General features: G+C 35.0%; 17 protein-coding genes and 1 other annotated feature. Of the genes, 8 read left to right on the top strand and 9 right to left on the bottom strand.

The features are described 5' to 3' along the window. The first annotated feature begins 217 nt into the window (after positions 1–217). From V7S50_RS20735 to nprB, 6 genes are all read left to right on the top strand, one after another. A complete protein-coding gene (locus tag V7S50_RS20735; RefSeq protein ID WP_242254789.1) occupies positions 218–715 on the top strand; it encodes a cation:proton antiporter regulatory subunit in 498 nt (165 codons plus the stop codon). Continuing rightward, a complete protein-coding gene (locus tag V7S50_RS20730; protein ID WP_242254788.1) occupies positions 716–1915 on the top strand; it encodes a cation:proton antiporter in 1200 nt (399 codons plus the stop codon). It abuts the gene before it with no gap. 164 nt (positions 1916–2079) lie between these two features. Next, the gene (locus tag V7S50_RS20725; RefSeq protein ID WP_063222179.1) at positions 2080–2514 is read left to right on the top strand and encodes a DUF3920 family protein; all 435 of its coding nucleotides are present in this window, start codon (positions 2080–2082) and stop codon (positions 2512–2514) included. A 112-nt stretch (positions 2515–2626) separates the two neighbouring features. Beyond that, the gene (locus V7S50_RS20720; protein ID WP_048528236.1) at positions 2627–3037 is read left to right on the top strand and encodes a MarR family winged helix-turn-helix transcriptional regulator; all 411 of its coding nucleotides are present in this window, start codon (positions 2627–2629) and stop codon (positions 3035–3037) included. 50 nt (positions 3038–3087) lie between these two features. Continuing rightward, the gene (locus V7S50_RS20715) at positions 3088–3783 is read left to right on the top strand and encodes a pirin family protein (protein ID WP_242254786.1); all 696 of its coding nucleotides are present in this window, start codon (positions 3088–3090) and stop codon (positions 3781–3783) included. Between the two features lie 160 nt (positions 3784–3943). Further along, entirely contained in the window at positions 3944–5593 is a 1650-nt protein-coding gene (gene nprB / locus V7S50_RS20710) for a neutral protease NprB (protein ID WP_242254784.1), read from the top strand. A gap of 77 nt (positions 5594–5670) precedes the next feature. Here nprB and V7S50_RS20705 read toward each other — a convergent pair whose 3' ends face one another. The 4 genes from V7S50_RS20705 to V7S50_RS20690 all read right to left on the bottom strand — a co-directional run bounded on the left by V7S50_RS20705 (position 5671) and on the right by V7S50_RS20690 (position 10946). Next, positions 5671–5988: a metal-sulfur cluster assembly factor gene (locus tag V7S50_RS20705; protein ID WP_000076427.1), complete on the bottom strand. Its 318-nt coding sequence runs from the start codon at positions 5986–5988 to the stop codon at positions 5671–5673. 116 nt (positions 5989–6104) lie between these two features. Further along, a complete protein-coding gene (locus V7S50_RS20700; protein ID WP_242254782.1) occupies positions 6105–7796 on the bottom strand; it encodes a methyl-accepting chemotaxis protein in 1692 nt (563 codons plus the stop codon). 224 nt (positions 7797–8020) lie between these two features. After that, the gene (locus V7S50_RS20695; RefSeq protein ID WP_242254780.1) at positions 8021–9715 is read right to left on the bottom strand and encodes a methyl-accepting chemotaxis protein; all 1695 of its coding nucleotides are present in this window, start codon (positions 9713–9715) and stop codon (positions 8021–8023) included. Between the two features lie 412 nt (positions 9716–10127). Then, entirely contained in the window at positions 10128–10946 is an 819-nt protein-coding gene (locus V7S50_RS20690) for a class I SAM-dependent methyltransferase (RefSeq protein ID WP_063222174.1), read from the bottom strand. A gap of 114 nt (positions 10947–11060) precedes the next feature. Beyond that, positions 11061–11331, top strand: a binding site (T-box leader). A 50-nt stretch (positions 11332–11381) separates the two neighbouring features. Here V7S50_RS20690 and metG point away from each other — a divergent pair. Beyond that, the gene (gene metG / locus V7S50_RS20685; protein WP_242254778.1) at positions 11382–13016 is read left to right on the top strand and encodes a methionine--tRNA ligase; all 1635 of its coding nucleotides are present in this window, start codon (positions 11382–11384) and stop codon (positions 13014–13016) included. A 41-nt stretch (positions 13017–13057) separates the two neighbouring features. Here the strand turns inward: metG and V7S50_RS20680 are convergent, their stop codons facing one another. The 5 genes from V7S50_RS20680 to V7S50_RS20660 form a co-directional block, all read right to left on the bottom strand. Beyond that, on the bottom strand, positions 13058–13960 hold the full coding sequence (locus V7S50_RS20680; RefSeq protein WP_242254776.1) for an EamA family transporter: 903 nt from the start codon (positions 13958–13960) through the stop codon (positions 13058–13060). Positions 13961–14099: 139 nt separating this feature from the next. Next, positions 14100–15542 carry a sensor histidine kinase gene (locus V7S50_RS20675; RefSeq protein ID WP_242254774.1) on the bottom strand — a complete coding sequence of 481 codons (1443 nt, stop codon included), beginning with the start codon at positions 15540–15542 and terminating at the stop codon, positions 14100–14102. After that, the gene (locus V7S50_RS20670; protein WP_000148833.1) at positions 15520–16185 is read right to left on the bottom strand and encodes a response regulator transcription factor; all 666 of its coding nucleotides are present in this window, start codon (positions 16183–16185) and stop codon (positions 15520–15522) included. The genes V7S50_RS20675 and V7S50_RS20670 overlap by 23 nt, the downstream gene beginning before the upstream one ends. A 364-nt stretch (positions 16186–16549) precedes the next feature. After that, on the bottom strand, positions 16550–17011 hold the full coding sequence (locus tag V7S50_RS20665) for a L,D-transpeptidase (RefSeq protein ID WP_000735052.1): 462 nt from the start codon (positions 17009–17011) through the stop codon (positions 16550–16552). Positions 17012–17041: 30 nt separating this feature from the next. Next, positions 17042–17485 (bottom strand): DUF3978 domain-containing protein, encoded by a 444-nt coding sequence (locus tag V7S50_RS20660; protein ID WP_000388760.1) that lies wholly within the window; start codon positions 17483–17485, stop codon positions 17042–17044. A gap of 414 nt (positions 17486–17899) precedes the next feature. Here V7S50_RS20660 and V7S50_RS20655 point away from each other — a divergent pair, with 414 nt between their 5' ends. Next, the gene (locus tag V7S50_RS20655; protein ID WP_242254772.1) at positions 17900–18514 is read left to right on the top strand and encodes a DedA family protein; all 615 of its coding nucleotides are present in this window, start codon (positions 17900–17902) and stop codon (positions 18512–18514) included. Positions 18515–18643: the final 129 nt, after the last annotated feature.

Below are 18643 nucleotides of genomic sequence, written 5' to 3'. Positions count from 1 at the left end.
ACTTTATTGAAAGTAAGCCTTAAGAGTTTAAAAATGAGAAGTAATATATTTTTTATCATTACATCTTTAAGTATCTTTTTAGGAGCCACTTATTATTACAATAAAAGATTTCCAAATCACAGGTATCCTGAATGGTTAGAATTTCTAAAGTTGATTGGATGAACAAAAGACAGAAAAACAGAAAATTCAAATATAAAAAGTTGTGGAGGAGCTAAATATGAATATTAGAGAAAGTGAACTTCCGGGTATTGGTTACAAATTTCAAATCGTTACGAAAGGTAACGAAAAGATGGTAATTGTCATTCATGATGATGGGCGTAGAGAAATGTATCATTTTGATTCAGACCATGAAGAAAGTATCTCAAGTATTTCATTACGCGACTCAGAGGCAAGACAAATTGCAGCAATATTAGGTGGAATGGTGTATAAGCCTAGAGCATTAGAAAATGTTGAAATGGTCTTTGAAGGTTTAGCAATTGAGTGGTTTAAAGTAGAGAATGTAGCTCCAGCAATCGGAAAAACAATTGGTGATCTTGAAATAAGAAAAAACTATAGCGTAACGATCATTGCAGTTATGAAGAAGAATATGAAAAAGCTATTTAATCCAGGGCCAGAAACGTTAATTGAAGAAGGCGATATGCTTGTAGTTTCTGGTGAGAGAGAAGAAATTAAAAAAATTATTAATGAGTTACTTTCGAATAGGGGGACTGACTAGATGGATACTTTAATTTTTGAAGTTGGTACAGCGTTAGTATTAGTTGCAATTGCGGCAGTAATTGCTGGAAAGTTTAAATTCTCAGTAATTCCGTTTCTAATTGTTCTTGGGATGTTAGTGGGGCCGCATGCGCCGACAATAGGTGTGATCGATTTCAAGTTTATTGAAAGTGCAAATGTAATTTCCTTCCTTGGACGGATTGGCGTTCTGTTTCTTCTGTTCTATCTAGGGTTAGAGTTTTCGATGAAAAAACTAATTAAATCTGGACGTTCTATTGCGATTGGCGGAACGATTTATATTTTAATTAACTTTTCACTTGGATTATTATACGGATTTATAATGGGATTCCCTTTACTAGAAATCTTAATTATTGCGGGTATTATTACGATTTCTTCTAGTGCTATCGTTGCAAAGGTATTAGTGGATTTAAGAAGAACTGGTAATAATGAGACCGAATTAATTTTAGGAATTATTATGTTTGAAGATATATTCCTTGCTGTATATTTATCAGTTGTTTCTGGTTTAGTTCTAGGGGATCATGCTTCCTTCTTAGGTGCTCTTACTTCAATTGGAATTGCTTTAGGATACATGCTTCTATTCTTTATTGTAGCTAGAAAGGCGACGCCGTTATTAAATAAATTGCTCAATATTAGCTCAGATGAGATCTTTATTATTGTAGTATTTGCTTCACTGTTCTTCATTGCTGGTTTTTCAGAAACAATTCACGTTGCCGAAGCAATTGGAGCACTTCTTTTAGGATTAGTTTTCTCTGAGACAGAGCATAGTGACAGAATTGAACATCTCGTTGTTCCATTTAGAGACTTTTTCGGAGCTATTTTCTTCTTCAGTTTCGGATTAAGTATTGATCCGTTTTCATTAGGCGGAGCGATATGGTTAACGTTAGGTGCTGTCCTTCTTACAATCATCGGAAACTTTGTAGCTGGGATGATTGCAGGGCGACAAGCTGGATTATCTCATAAAGCATCAACAAATATTGGATTAACAATCGTTTCAAGGGGAGAATTCTCCATCATTATGGCCAATATCGGTATCGCCGGTGGTTTAATGTCAGTACTGAAACCATTCTCAGCGCTATACGTGCTTATACTATCCATCTTAGGTCCACTTCTGACGAAAGAGTCAAAGAATGTATATAAATTTTTAAATAAAATCTTTAAGTGGGATATGAAGAAGAGCTAAATTTTTAAACATCAAAGTACAAGATATTTATGAAAAAGAGATCTATGTCGACATAGATCCCTTTTTTTATTGGCATTTTTCAAGGATGAAAGAATACGTTTAATATTTACCATATTGTGGCATACATATAAGAAAAGGGAGTTTGGAAAGGGGATTATAGAAAAATGGAACTCCAGTTTCAAAATGTATATCAACAGGTGGAGAATTGGTATGTGTTGGATTCGGAGCTTCCTTGGGATGTCAAAAGGCTGAGAGATGATTTGTTTTCACTTATTGAAGTATGTAAAACGCCAGTTATTTTTTGTGATACGTGTGATGCGAATCATGTACTTCTATCGTTAGGGGAAGAAGAGGAAGAGTTTCTATTCCCAATAGGCGGTTTTTATCATAAAGAAAAACAATTAATTTTTGTTTGTATGTGGGAAGAGTATGAGCAAGTGCTCAAAACACTACTGCATGAATTTCGCCATGCTATGCAGCATAAGAGGGAAGTGTTGTATGTGGGAAGTGAAGTGTACGAAGAGAGATGGATTGAAAAAGATGCGAGGAAGTTCGCGGAGAGGAAATTCGATGAATATAAAAATAGAAAGTTAATGTAAAGCATAGTGGAGAAATAGCGCTGTGCTTTCCTTGTTTCTTACTAAAAATAAGTAATTGACTTTTATAAAGTTTAGTTCTAAACTAATGGTATGAAACGAGCGAGGTGATAGAATGAAAACTGAAGATAGGCTCGGATTATTATTATGGTTTCGTTTATCACGTTTTTATAACAAAAGTATTCGTGAGACGAATCAGCATTTGAAAAAATGGAATGTATCTGCTGCTCAGTTTGATGTACTAGCTCAAGTTGGAGGGCATGATCGTTTAACACAGCAAGAGCTTGGAAATAAGCTATTTGTTACGAAAGGAAATATCACTCAGCTTTTAAATAAAATGGAGCAAATGGAGTGGATTCGTCGTGAACAAGAAGGTACTACGAAATATATTTCATTAACAGAAAAGGGAAGAGCTTTATATGAGGAAATTGTCCCGCCTCAAGAAACGTTCCAAGCGGAGCAGTTTCATAATTTAAATATAGAAGAACAAAATCAATTATTACAATTACTAAAAAAATTACAGTGAAAAAATTTTTAAAATAAATCTTGAATTCGAGATAATATGAGGTGAAGGATATGTTTAGAAAAGTTGATCATAAAAATATGGGAAGAGCGAATCACGGTTGGTTAAATACACATTTTCATTTTTCCTTTGCTAATTACTATAATTCAAATAACATGAGCTTTGGAGCATTACGTGTTATTAATGATGATTTAGTAGCGGCACAAACTGGTTTTGATATGCATCCACACCGCGATATGGAAATCATTTCGTACGTTGTAGATGGTGCTTTAACACATGAAGATAGCATGGGGAACCGCGGAACAATTGAGCGTGGGCATGTTCAATATATGAGTGCTGGCACAGGTGTATTTCATAGTGAGCATAATTTAGGAAATGAGACATTGCGTTTATTACAAATTTGGATTTTACCAGACCGTGCAGATCATAAGCCAAACTATGGTGAGTTTAAATTTGATTGGAGTAAGCGTGAAAACGAGTGGTTCCATATGGTATCTCCATTAGAAGGAGAGGCATCAATTCAAATTCACCAAGATGCGAATTTATATTCTTTATCGTTAGAAGCTGGAAAAGAAATTCATTTTCCTGTGAAAGAAGGTCGTCAATTGTACCTTGTTCAAATTGAAGGAAGTAGTGTAATAAATGGTGAGACACTTGTTATGCGTGATGCGGCAGAAGCAGTAGAAGAAGATATTTATATTGCAGCGAAAGAACAATCACACTATTTAGCAATTGAATTGAAAAAATAATAAAACGTTTATAGAAAAGAGGACACCTAATAGGATGTCCTCTTTTTTTTGAGTGGAATTGTCAGAAAAAACTTTCTCAAATTTTGAAAAAAGGTATTAGCTTAAAAAATAAGAATTGTATAAAAGTGTCAAAAATCTTTAGGGAATGGGGAATGTTATAGTGAAAAAGCAAGTCATTTCATCAGCATTAGCCTTAACTGTTATCGCCGGGGGATTTGGAACATTTGGAGCAACGACAACGAAAGCGGAAGAACAAAAAATTCAATATCATCAAGAATTTAAAACGCCTGCATACATAGGTGAAGAATGGAAAGCACCGGAAGGACTAGATAAAAAAGAGACAGTCTTTCAATATTTAGAGAGTAAGAAAGATATGTTTAAATTAGCAGGAAATATTGATAAACATTTCAATGTCGTTGGGGAAGAAAAAGATGCTGAATCTGGCACAACACACGTGAAGTTAGTTGAGAAACATAATAACATTCCTGTGTATGGTTCAGATCAAACTGTTACACTTGATAAAGAGAATAATGTAAAAGCATTCTTCGGACAAGTTATTCCGAATTTAGAGGATAAAAATATTCCTACGTTTGCAAGCATTAGTGCGGAACAAGCAGAAACGATTGCAAAGGCAGGCATTGAGAAAGAAATTGGTAAAGTAAAGAATTATGACGGTGTGAAAAAAGATTTATATGTGTATGAAAAAGATGGAAATTACTATCTTGCATATTTAGTGAAAGCGTCGATTTCAAAGCCAGCTCCAGGATATTGGCATTATTTTGTTGATGCAACGAATGGAAATGTGATTGAGAAATATAATGCTGTAGATCACATTACAGGATTTGGTTACGGAGTACTAGGAGCTAGACAATCATTTGAAATTGCTCAAGATGAGAAAACAGGAGCATTCAACTTATTTGATGGGAAACGAGGACAAGGTGTTCATACATTTGATGCAGATAATATGGATGAAAATTTATTTAACATATTCTCGCAATGGTTTGGATATACAGGTCTAGAAGTAGAAAGTAAAAATAAATTCTTTGATGACAAAGCAGCGGTTGATGCGCATGTAAATGCAGGAAAAGTATATGATTACTACAAAAAGACATTTAACCGTAACTCTTTCGATGATAAAGGTGCGAAACTTATTTCCTCTGTTCACGTAGGTGAAAACTGGAATAACGCAGCCTGGAACGGTATTCAGATGATGTATGGTGATGGCGATGGTACAACATTTATTCCATTATCTGCTGGACTAGATGTTATCGGTCACGAATTAACGCATGCTGTAACGGAACATACAGCAAATCTTGTTTATAAAAATGAGTCAGGTGCGTTAAATGAATCGTTATCTGATATTATGGGTGTCATGGTTGAGAAGAAGAGCTGGGATTTAGGTGCTGATATTTATACACCTGGAAAACCTGGTGATGCACTTCGTTCTCTGAAAGATCCAGCATCTATTCCAAATCCATTAAAACCAGGTGAAGGTTACCCAGATCATTACAATAAACGCTACACTGGAACAGCTGATAATGGCGGCGTTCATATTAACAGTAGTATTAACAATAAAGCTGCCTATTTAGTATCTGATGGCGGAGAGCATTACGGCGTGAAAGTAACTGGAGTAGGCCGTGAAGCGACAGAAAAAATTTATTACCGTGCTCTTACGAAATATTTAACTGCAAACTCTGACTTTAAGATGATGCGTCAAGCTGCTCTTCAATCAGCTGAAGATTTATATGGTAAAGATTCTAAAGCTGTACAAGCTGTAGCGAAAGCTTATGAAGCAGTAGGCGTAAAATAATAAGAGAAAAAGACCTGACTAGAATGTCAGGTCTTTTCTTTATCCAGCTATTTGCGAATGGTTAAAGTTCCACTGATTTAGTCGCGAATACCTAATGCGATTTTCGCCATACGTGACATGCGCTCTTTAGACCATGGTGGATTCCAAACGACATTTACTTCTATTTCATTGACTTCAGGTACGTTCGTTGATAATACTTTTTTTACGTCGGATACAATTTGCCCAGCCATTGGACAACCGATAGAAGTCATCGTCATCGTAATGACAGCATTATTATTTTCATCTGCTGTAACGTCATAAACTAATCCAAGGTTCACAATGTCAACGCCTAGTTCAGGATCAATAACAGCTTCTAAATTGGCATATAATTTATTTTCAAATGCTTCTTGAGACATAAATAGCACCTCCTACACATTTATGATATCGATTCTCATTATAACGGAAATGTGTATAATGTGCAGGAAATGAGCTCAAAAAAATATCCCTTTTGGAAGAGGGATATTTTTTTGAGCTATTCAGTTTTGAAATGAGATACGAGTTGATCTAATTCTTCAACTGTTTGTTTCATTTGTCTAGCAGTTACAGTCATCTCATTCATAGTAATGACCTTTTGCTCAGCAGATTGTGCTGTTGCTGCTGTTTCACTAGATACTTCAGTTGAAATAGAAGCGATGTTATTCAGTGAAGCGTTCATTTCTTCAGCGCTTGCAGCCATTTCTTCAGCAGTTGCTGAGATGTCTTGCATTTGAGTAGATACTTTATTTACTTGTTCCACAATCGTTGTGAAAGAATTGCCAGCTTCACGAATGACGTGAATGCCTTCAAATGCCTCAGAACGACCTTGTGACATCATAGAGCTTGCAGTTTCAGTGTCTTGTTGAATTTGATGTAGTAATTGGTTAATATCTGTTGCCGCTGTTTTAGATTGTTCAGCAAGTTTTCGAACTTCGTCAGCTACGACAGCGAAGCCTTTTCCTTGTTCGCCAGCACGAGCTGCTTCGATAGATGCATTTAAAGCAAGTAAGTTTGTTTGCTCTGCGATATTAGAAATAGATTGTACAGCTGTATCAATATATTTCGTGTGAGTGATTAGACGTTCGACCACTTCTGATGTAGCATTTACCGCGTCGTGTATCGTTGTCATTTGTGAAACGGATTTTTGAATAACAGTACTTCCGTCGTTAGCTTGTTCAGATGTAACTACAGCAAGCTCAGTTACAGATGAAGCAGATTCAGCAATGCGCTGAACACTCACTGCCATATCGTCCATTGCCGTTGAGCTTTCTTCCATGCTAGAGGCTTGAGATTGAATACTCGCATTTAAGTTGGACATCGAACTTTGAACTTTTATTGTTGCCTCGCGTGATATATTCGTCTTTTCTAGCATATTTTCAGAAGCGTTTTGTACTTCCACAGATGTTTTTTGCACACGATTGATGATATGTTGTAGGTTTTCTAACATTTTATTAAAGGATGTTGCGATCGTACCAAGTTCATCATTACTATTTACTTGTAGGCGAGCTGTTAAGTCACCTTCTTGAGATGATAATTCTTTTAGCTTACTATCAATTTGTTGAATTGGTTTTACAAGTTTACCAGAGAACCACCATGCAAGAATGATAGCTACGATAATACAAATAACAAGTGATAAGAAGACAACATATTCAATTTGTAGTGAAGATTGATCAATTTTTTTGATAGATTGATCACGTAACTTGGCTTGTTCATTACTATAATTTGTGAAGTCACCAATTACTTTATAGACAGTACCATTTTCTGCATAAGCTACTTGTAGAGCCTCTTCCCACTTTTGTTCTTTTGCAAGAGTGAAAACTTTTTCTTCAATAAATTTTCTCCAAGTGGATCCTGATTCCATTGTATCTTTCACGGATTGAGAAATATTTGGATTAGAAAGAAGTTTATCTTTTGAATCCTCCAGACGTTTACTCATCTCATTAAACTTGTCTAATTCGACTTGATCATGTTGTAATAAATAACCTCTTAAAGCAGAGAGCTGTACTTGATAAGCATCTCCGCGCTCTTTCAATTCTGTTGCAAGGGGAGAAATTTCTTTTTGTAATGCTTCAGTTTGACGAGATTGATCCATGGTAAAGAATAGAATAAAAGCTAAGGCGATGCCAAATAAAGCGCAAATCGTTCCCATCATGAACATAAGTTTTTTTCGAATGCTAATAAAATTCATATGATAAAAGCCTCCTTTGTGAAATCTTAGTATTAGAATTAATAAATTTAAAAAATTGAAAGAAAGCTTTACTCCATCTGGAACAAAGCTTTCTTCTTTCCTTTAGGAATTATAGCAGACGGAATGAGAGATAGAAAGAAATATTTTAAAGTGAAAAAAGAGAGACTGTAAATCTCTCTTTTAAATAATTTGGAGCTCATAGAAGTATAAATGAAAGTTTTGCTTTAAACGTTTGTTTTGAAATGAGAAACGAGAACTTCAAGTTCTTGTACAGTCGTTTTCATTTCAGATGCTTTTTTAGCAACGACACTCATTTTGTTTACTTGGTCACCAGCTGAAGTTGCTGTTTGTGATGTTTCGGCGGCAACTTCATTTGAAATAGAAGCGATGTTATTAAGTGAAGCGTTCATTTCTTCAGAACTTGCGGCCATCTCTTCGGCAGTTGCAGACATTTCTTGCATTTGTGTAGAGACTTTATTAATGTGGTTAACAATTTCTGAGAATGAAGATCCAGCGGTACGAATGACTGTAATGCCTTCAGAAGCCTCTGACTGACCTTGCGCCATCATTTCATTTGCTATTTTTGTATCTGCTTGAATTTGATAAAGTAAATGGTTAATATCGGTTGCTGCTAGCTGGGATTGTTCAGCAAGTTTTCGAACTTCATCAGCAACAACAGCGAATCCTTTTCCATGTTCACCAGCACGGGCCGCTTCAATGGAAGCATTTAAAGCGAGCAAATTCGTTTGTTCCGCGATATTAGAAATGGATTGAAGTGCAGTATCAATATGATTCGTATGTGTAATGAGCCGCTCTACTACTTGTGATGTAGCGTTAACAGCTTCGTTAATGGTATGCATTTGTGTAATAGATTTCTCAATGACTTTATTACCACTATCTGCTTTTTCTGAAGTTGTAACAGCTAGGCTAGCAACAGAAGAGGCAGATTCTGCAATCCGCTGAACACTCGTTGTCATATCATCCATTGCAGTTGAACTTTCCTCGATGCTGGAGACTTGTGAACGAATATTATGCTCAAGGGCATTCATAGTTTCTTGCGTTTTTGCTGTGTTTTCCATAGAAGAAGTTGTTTCGATAAACACATTTTCAGACGCTTCTTTTACACTTGTTGATGTTTGTTGCACTTGTTTTATTATACGTTGTAAGTTAGCAAGCATTTGATTAAAGGAATTGGCGATATCACCAATTTCATCTTTACTCGTTACGTGCAATCTAGCAGTTAAATCGCCATCTTGAGAAGCTAATTCTTTTAATTTCTCATCAATTTGTCGTATCGGTTTAACGAGTTTACCAGAGAACCACCATGCTAATAAGATAGAAGTTATTGTACATGTAATGAGTGAGAAGAAAATAATATATTGAATAAGAGATGAAGAAGACTCTACGTCAGCAATTAATGTGTCACGTTTATCATTTTCTTCATTTGCATATTTCGTAAAACGACCTAAAAGGTCATTTACATAATCGGTTTGAGCTAAAGCGATTTTGGAAGCTTCTTCCCATTTTCCTTCGCGAGCGAGAGGGAGGACTTCATTATCTATGACGCTGCGCCATTTTCCTCCCATTAAAATGGCTTCTTTCATTCCTTCTGGAAGTTTTTTATCACTTGTTACTTTTTCTCTAGTATCAGCCAGTTTTTTTCCTTCTCGGTTGAATTTATCTAATCCTTTTTGATCATGTGATAGTAAATATTCTTGTAAACCAGCAACTTGTGCTTGGAACCAATCACCGCGTTCTTTTAAAATTGTTGCTCTTTTGGATACATCATTTTTTAACGTTTCAATTTCACTTGCTTGGCTCATGGCGAATGAAAGAATAACAATAAGAGCGATGCTAAATAAAGAAGAAATGCTTAAGAGTGTGAACAGTAGTTTTTTTCGAATACTAACATATTTCATCGTTACCCCTACCTTTAAAAACTGTTTATTATAATTTATGAATATTAAGAGCAGAATTAATAAAAACATCATTATGAAGTTATTAATCTGTTCAATGAAAATTATAGCAGATAATGGAAGATGGCAGATTGATATGAGTAAATGTTCTTAAAATGTATACATTTGTATATCAAAAAGTTCATAAATAAAAATTAGAAATACTATTGTAATTTGAAATAACATCATGTATACTTCTAATTAGTTGATAACGATTATCAGTATCAACTATGAACATTACTCTTCGTTATGTTGGTCATACCCCTTTTTGACGACGTAAGTCAGAGACGAAATGTTGAAATATCTTGTGTCCTATTCTACAGAATTATGGTAATCTCCAACCTCAACTTATATGCGTGAGCATGCAAAAAGGATCCTATCCGTGAAGGGATCCTTTTTTGCATGCTGTCGCAATTAATGTATATAGACCGGGTATTCGTTCTTCAATTCCTTCCGGTGCAGTAGAAGGAAAGACCCATCTTTGATGGGAACCGTGTTCTTCAACTAGTTTTTCAATTTTAAAATGTTCTTCTGCAAGTGTTGTAATAATTTCTCCTAGCGTCCAACGACGGATGGTTGTTTTAGGTAACGATTCTTTCTGCGCTTCTGTAAGAAGGATGCTATAAGCAACATCATCTTCAATTAATTCTTCATCGAAATAATTCCCATTGGCCTGAAATGAGGGATGGTCTACTCCTAATAATTTAGTGTAAACAGGATGATAGTCACGAAGAATAAGCATTCCATCTCGCTTAAGTAAGGTAGCAATTTTTTGGAAGAGCGGTTTTAAATCTAGAAAGTAATGGAGTACACCAAGTTCCAGCAATACGATATCAAATGATTCGGAGAGTTGGACATTTAATACATCAGAAACGATATACTGGATAGAGACACCGGCTGCTTCAGCAAGTTCGTTTGCATATTTTGCATTACTTGCTGAAATATCAACAACCGTTACGTCAGCCCCTAAAAGAGCAAGAGAGACGGCTTTATTTCCTTTTGACCCGAGTAAATTAATAATACGTTTTCCTTTTGGAGATTGTATGTAAGGTAAATAGTGATCTACCTCGCGCATAGGATTTTCTATGAGCTTTTTCGCATAATCAGCTGGCGCCCCGTGGCGATTCGTCCAAGCTTCATAAGCAGCTGCATTCCAGCTTTTTTCATTACGTGTGCTTAGTTGTTTTTGATTCAATCGTATCACTCCTTTTGTGAACGTATAGGTATTCGGCAGGGGGATGGGATTTCCTTTTCTTCTTGGATAAAAGTTTGATTTTTCTGTGATTAAATCGTACAATACATGTTATACGTAAAAGTGTTGAAAAGGAAAAGTAGGATGAACACATTCTTTCCAGAGAGCTTCGGTAGCTGAGAAGAAGCAAGAATATTCATTTGAACAATGGCCTTTGAGCTTCGTCCTGAACTTATCAAATGATAATAGTAGGCGGCGACGAGAGTTGGTACTCGTTATCAAAACCACAGTATAAGAGCATATAGCTCCGTACTTGTTAAGGCTAATTATGTGAGTAATTAGCGAAATAAGGTGGTACCGCGACTGTTTATACAGCCCCGCCCTTATCTTTTTTAAGATAAGGGCGGGGCTTTTTGTATTTTAAAGGAGGAATATAAGATGAGTATTTTTATTGGAGGCGCTTGGCCGTATGCAAATGGTTCGTTACATCTTGGACATATTGCGAGCTTGTTACCTGGAGATATTTTAGCACGTTATTACCGGGCAAAAGGTGAGAATGTGTTGTATGTTTCGGGAAGTGATTGTAATGGAACACCGATTGCAATTAGGGCAAAACAAGAAGGAGTGACGGCGAAGAAAATTGCTGATAAGTATCATGAAGAATTTGAGCGATGTTTTCAGGGTTTAGGTTTTACGTATGATTGCTATACACGTACAGATAGTGAGCACCATCATGAAACGGTTCAAAAAGTTTTTTTACGTTTATTAGAAGAAGGCTACATTTATAAAAAAACAGTGGAACAAGCATATTGCGAAACGTGTACGCAGTTTTTACCTGATCGTTATGTAGAAGGCATTTGTCCACATTGTCATGAAGCAGCGAGAGGAGATCAATGTGATGCGTGTTCTGCTATTTTAGATCCACTTGATTTGTTAGACAAGAAATGTAAGTTATGTGGTAGTACGCCATCAGTACAGGAAACAGAACATTTCTATTTCGCATTGCATACATTTCAGCACCAAATTAAAGAGTCTGTAGAAATTGCAAAACAAAAAAGAACATGGCGTGACAATGCAATTCAGCTAACAGAAAGATATGTAAAAGAAGGGTTACAAGATAGGGCAGTGTCACGTGATTTACCAATCGGAGTTCCAATTCCGGTATCGGGATACGAAGATAAAAAAATTTACGTATGGATTGAAGCGGTGACAGGCTATTATTCAGCGAGTAAACATTGGGCTGAAGGAACAGGGAAAGATGATCAAGAGTTTTGGGATAGAGAAGCGAAAACATATTATGTGCACGGAAAGGATAATATTCCGTTTCATTCTATCATTTGGCCAGCGGTATTGCTTGGAATAGGAGAAGGGGCAATTCCTCGTCATATCGTGTCGAATGAATATTTAACAGTTGAAAAAAGAAAATTATCGACAAGTAAAAACTGGGCAGTATGGGTACCTGACATATTAGAACGCTATAATCCAGATTCTATTCGTTACTTTTTAACAGTCAATGCACCAGAAAATCGCGATACTGATTTTTCATGGCGAGAATTTATTTACAGTCATAATAGTGAATTGTTAGGTGCATACGGGAACTTTGTAAACCGGACATTAAAGTTTACTGAAAAATATTATGATGGCATTGTACCAAAGGGAAGTATTGATGTAGAGCTGAAAGATAAAGTAGAAGGATTATATAAAAATGTAGGAGAGGCGATTGAGCAAACTAAATTTAAGGTAGCGCTAGAATCAATATTTGATGCAGTACGTTTTGCAAATAAATATTTTGATGAGAGACAACCGTGGAAACAACGAGAAGATGATCCAGTTTCATGCGAAGAGACGATTTATAACTGTGTGTATCTCATCGCTAATTTTGCAAATCTCCTTGAACCGTTTTTACCATTTTCAAGTGAAAGAGTTAGAAACACATTATCGATTGTTAAAAAGAATTGGGAACCTCAAAATACGTTACCGAATCAAATTAATAGTGTGCAGCCATTATTTGAAAGAATCGATGTAAAACAAATTGAGTGTGAGATAGAGAAACTATATGGAGCGGTAAAGTGAGATAGAGAAAAAGACCTTTCAAGTGAATGAAAGGTCTTTTGTTATGCAGTATGTATACTATTCCGTTCCTTCCCTTTCCTAGCCGTAAGTAGCTGAGGAGTGAAAATCCCAAGTAGTATAAAGATTATCCCAATCCACTGCATGAATGTTACGACTTCATGTACAAGTGTAATAGAAGCGATGATGGCCGTTGGTAATTCAGCTGCTCCTAGTATTGTACTAAGTCCTGTTCCTACTTTCGGTACGCCAATTGAAAAACAAATGACAGGTACGACAACACCGAATAATCCGAGGAAGAAAGCGTATTTCCAAAGACCGGCTTGCAGGGCACCGTCTGTTAAAAAGGTTGGTGGGAAGAATAGGCATACGATAAGAGTAGCGCTTGTTGTCATAAGAAAGCTTTTCGTATAAGGCGGAACTTCTGTAGCAACGCGCCCACTTGCAAAAACATAGAATGAAAAAGAGACAGCGGCTAATAGACCAGAGATAATACCTTTCATGGAAAAGTTTTGTCCAAGACCTTCAAAGACACCGCCTGCAAACAATGTACCAGTAAATAAAATAATGATAGATATAACTTTTTCACGGCTTGGAAATGTTCGATTGGCAATTGCTTCAATAACTACACCAATCCATGTGAACTGGAAAAGTAGGACGACAGCGATAGATGCTGGTAGTTCTTCTACAGAAATAGCGTAGAAAATACCAGTCATACTCATTGTTGTGCCAACTGTTAGTAAGGAGAAGAATTGTTTTTTTGTTACTTTATGACGTGAAACGAAAAGAACGAGTAGAAGAAGCCCAATCCATCCGAAGACATATTGTCCTCCTAATAGTTGATGTGCTGAAAATCCATCAATAAATCCGAGTTTGAAAATAGTTGAAAGTACACCGTAGCTACAAGCTCCGAATAAAACGAGTAATGAATACTTAAATTTCTCCATGAAAATCCTCCTTTTAAATAATAAAAAACGCCCGCTATCCAAATAAGGATAACGGGCGAACGAAACAGAGTAAGATACTCTACAAAATTCCGCCACTCATACGAAGTATGAATTTGGGGTATGAAATTGTAGTAGGTTTTTACATTGCTTTTGGGAATACAATAGAACATTTTACACCTTGAGGTGTGTTTTGTATCCCATAAGGAAACTGATGTTTATCTAGTATTTGTTTTACAATGTATAACCCAAGACCACTACCTTGTACTAAGCCATGTTTGTCAGGATTTGCGCGATAGAATGGCTCAAATAAATGGGCAAGTTTATCTTCATCTATTTGTGAACCTGTATTTAATACTTCTAATGCGTAACCGTTTGGTTTTTCATAAAGCTTTATATATACATGCTGATGGTCAATTGTGTAATGAATTGCATTTGAAATAATGTTAAAAATAGCAGTTTGAATAAATTTAGGATCAGCTAAAACTTGTACATCTTGTTTAATGTTAGATTGCACATTTAACTGCTTTACAGATACGAAATAATCTACTTTCTTCATAACATCCTCAATAATATTAGTTAATGAGATAACTTTTAAATCAGGTTTAAATTGAGGGTTTTGTATTTTGGATAATTCCGACATTTTTTCCGTTAATATGTTAATGTCTTGCATCATTTCATAGGAACGTTTTAAATATTTATCTCTATCTTTATAAGCTCCAATTCCGTGAATCATGCCATCTAGTTGTCCCATAACGGCTGCGATTGGTGTTTTTAATTCATGGGAAACCATAGACATAAATTCTTTACGAGATTGTTCTAATTGTTGTTCCTTTTTGAGTTCATTTCTTAAATCTTGATTGCTTGCATGTAAATTCTTCACAATATTTGGTACTTGTGAAGCAGCTACTTGCAAATTAAAGTCTGCTTGATCAGTATTTTTGTTAAGCAGCTTTTTATCTGAGAAATCAAGATTCATAATATCTTTTAGAGCGTCACTCATATATTGAAAAGGTTTAGCAATTAGTTTTGCATAAATTAAAGATCCGAGCAGAGATAATACAAGCATTGTTGCGCCAATATGTGGAGCTAATTGCTGCAGTACATCTGTTAATTTTGGATTATCTTGTGCATCATTTGCTTTACTTGCTGCATTTTGTTTATGTAAGGCATCATTAGTAGCGACTTGCTTTTCCGTTTCTGTAAGTGGAGCAGAAGCGCTATTTTTCCCCGAAATATTTTGAGTATGTTCTTTTGCTTTTGCAGTTTGGCTAGGCTGCAAAAGGTGATTGATAGCTGTAGAGAGTGATTTATAATCTATAATAGAGGATTGGAAATTAAAAATGTCTCCCTGTGATACAGCTTTATTTTGATTCGTTTTACTTTGGTCGTTTTGTTTATCTGAATCCGCTTGTTCTGTAGTCAGCATTCCAGTTTCTTTCGCAAAACGTTCTTTATCGTAGTCTGAAGCTAAGAAGTAAATAATTTGATAAAGACAAAGTGATAAAAGAATACAAAATAATAAGGTTTTGATGAAAATATTTTTGGTGATGTTGTCTTTGCTACGATTCGATTTTGTAGCCAATGCCTTTCACCGTTTTAATATAAGGAATTCCTAATTTTTTTCGTAAATTTTTAATATGTGTATCTATAACTCTTACATCACCATAATGTTCATAGCCCCATACCTTATTCAACAAATCACTTCTTGATAATACTTTTCCTCGATTTTGCAGTAAAGTATAAATAATTTCAAATTCTTTTGTTGTCAATTCAATTTGATTACCATGAACATAAGCGGCATATGCTGTAGAATTTAACATCAATTCATGGAATTGTAGTATAGTTGCAGCTTCGGCTTCCTTCGTTGCTGCCCTTCTTAATACGGCTTCTACACGTTTAATAAATACGGTGTAATGGAACGGTTTCGTAATATAGTCATCAATACCTAACTCAAATCCTTTAATTTCACTTTCTTCATTATGTAAGCCTGTTAACATAATGATTGGTACATCAGATTGTCCTCGCATAATTTTACAAATACTATAGCCATCTATATCTGGTAACATCACATCAAGGAGGACAAGATCGTATGAATTTTTTTGGAAAAGAAGTATACCTTCTGTTCCAGCGCCAACAACATCAACGGTAAAATTTTGTGCCATTAGAAATTCACGAATCAGTTCTTGTATATCTGGGTTGTCTTCAATCACCAGTATATGCGTCATAGTAACACCTCCTAAATAACGCTTTTAACTGCAATATTCGAATTCATCATTTTTCCGATGACTCAGATTGTTTATACATATAATAAGCCCCCGCCATAAAATAATCATGAAAGTAGCAAGGGGAGTTGTTTAGTGAAACTGAATATTTAAGAATTACAGTAATTCTATTATAGTATGTATTGTAAAATTTATAAAATATTATAACTGTATAATTTTAATATCCATGTTTATCAATGTTTGGATGTTATTTAACACAATCTATTCCTATTATATATGTAAATACAGTTGTTTTGCTACTGTAAATGAAGAAATAAAATAAGCCAAGACATAAAATTCTTGGCTACATGTAAATCGCGCTTTGAGGTTATTTTACAGTGACAGTAGCTTGCTGGGGAATACGCTCAAATAACCAGTGTATATCATTGTTATACATACGAATACAACCTAGTGTTGTCCACTTACCAATTGCCTGATTATTGTTCGTACCATGAATCGCATAAGTTGTTCCGTAAGTTCCTGCCATGTTTAGTCCGAGCCAACGGTCACCAAGTGGATTACGTGGATCGCCGCCTTTAATTTTGCCTGTATAATAAGGACGATTTTTAATTTTATTTACGATTTGAAAAGTACCTTTAGGTGTAGGAGTAGCTGCTTTTCCAGTAGCGACAGTAAAACTCTTTATGAATTTTCCGTTTTGATAATAATCCATTTTATTTAACTGTGTATTCACGATAAGCTGATCATTTGTTGTAGCTGCCTCAGCATTTGTGAATGGAATAGTTAAAAATCCTAATGATAATAGTGCGCTTAATAATAGTTTTTTCATTATATTCTCCTTTTTACTATTGTAGTAGTCTTACATACAATGAATTTGCAATCCTCGTAATACTTTATTTACATTTTCATCTAATGTTTCAAAGAAAGTAGTAATTTTGGCATTGTATTTGTTGTTTTTATCAATAAGTAATCTTTCATTTAATAAAAGTTCCCCATGTAGTCCAAAGCTTTGAACTTGAATATTTAATTCATCTTCAGTTTCAGAAATAATTGGTAAGAAGTAGTGAAAAGCTTTCGTTGGAATGATATAGCTTTTGCCAATCATGCTTTCTTGATTTGAATTAATCCATTTTTTCGTGACAATTTTAATGTTCTTTTTTGAAACGATAAAAGATAGTGTAGTAGATTTTGTTAAACTTACGTCAAATTCACTTGTTTCACATATGTGTAAATTAAAAACGGTTTCATTTTGATGAGATTCAACATTTGTATTAATAAAATCGTGCATTTTATAAGCTTCCATTTCTTATTCACCCTTTTTTCAATTTCGAAAAGCTATTCATATTTATTCAAATTAATGCTTAGTCATTTATTGGTTAAATTTTTCAACAAATTCCGATATAATCTTACAATACGTATATGAAGCTAATATGAAGTTAGTATGAGTTTGTAGTGGTTTTTTATTAAGAACAAAATATAACGATTTTTAAGTGTTAAAAAATGGATAAAAACTGCATGTTAAGCCCTCAGTTTCGTACGGTATATATTTGTTGAATTGTTTTTGAATGAAAGTAAATAGAAGGAAATAAAGAACAGAAAGTTTTAGTGTGAGCCTTACAAAAATGTAATAAAAATGTAAGCTATTGTGATAGTTATTTCGACAATTTTTTTATACAATAATAGTAAGAAGTTGTACGTGATTGAAAGGAGAGATGACATGGAATGGATTCATGAATTATTTCAGCAATACGGGTACTATGTTGTACTTGTTGGTTTGCTGTTAGAATATATTGCACTTCCGTTTCCGGGAGAGCCAACATTAGCATATGCGGGATTTTTAGCACATAAGGGTGATTTAAGCTTACCGATTTTAATCATTCTATCCTTTATTGGGACAAGTGTAGGAATGACGATTCAATACTTTTTAGGAAATAAATTAGGTATGCCCTTTATTCAAAAGTATGGGAAATACGTATTTTTAACACAAAGAAAAATCGACTTAACAAGAATGTGGTTTGATAAGTATGGCTATTTCCTAATCTTTATCGGTTTCTTTATTCCTGGTGTACGTCATTTTACAGGGTACTTTGCAGGAATTATTAACTTACCATTCCGTCGCTTTGCAATTACAATTTACTCAGGTGCTCTATTTTGGGTATCATTCTTCTTAATCGGTGGTTACTGGTTAGGTGGAAACTTACATGATATTTTTGGAGTGCTAGAAGGTCATATCGGTAAAATCATTATTGGAGTTATCGTTATCGTAGCAGTTACGTTAGGCGTTCGTTTCCGCAAACAGTTAAAACAAGCATTATTACAAAACGCAAGTTAATATGGAATCCATTCTATGTCAGAATTTAGGGAGGCAGTGCAGACGCACTGCCTTTTTTATTTTCCAATCTATTTTAATAAGTTTTTGTTTACCTGTTTAAAACTCTATAGAGTATCTTGTCAATTATTA

It is taken from the genome of Bacillus sp. CCNWLW194 (assembly GCF_037120585.1).
Taxonomy (GTDB): Bacteria; Bacillota; Bacilli; order Bacillales; family Bacillaceae_G; genus Bacillus_A; species Bacillus_A basilensis.
The sequence above is the reverse complement of the archived record's forward strand: the minus strand, read 5'-3'. Positions and strand labels throughout refer to the sequence as shown.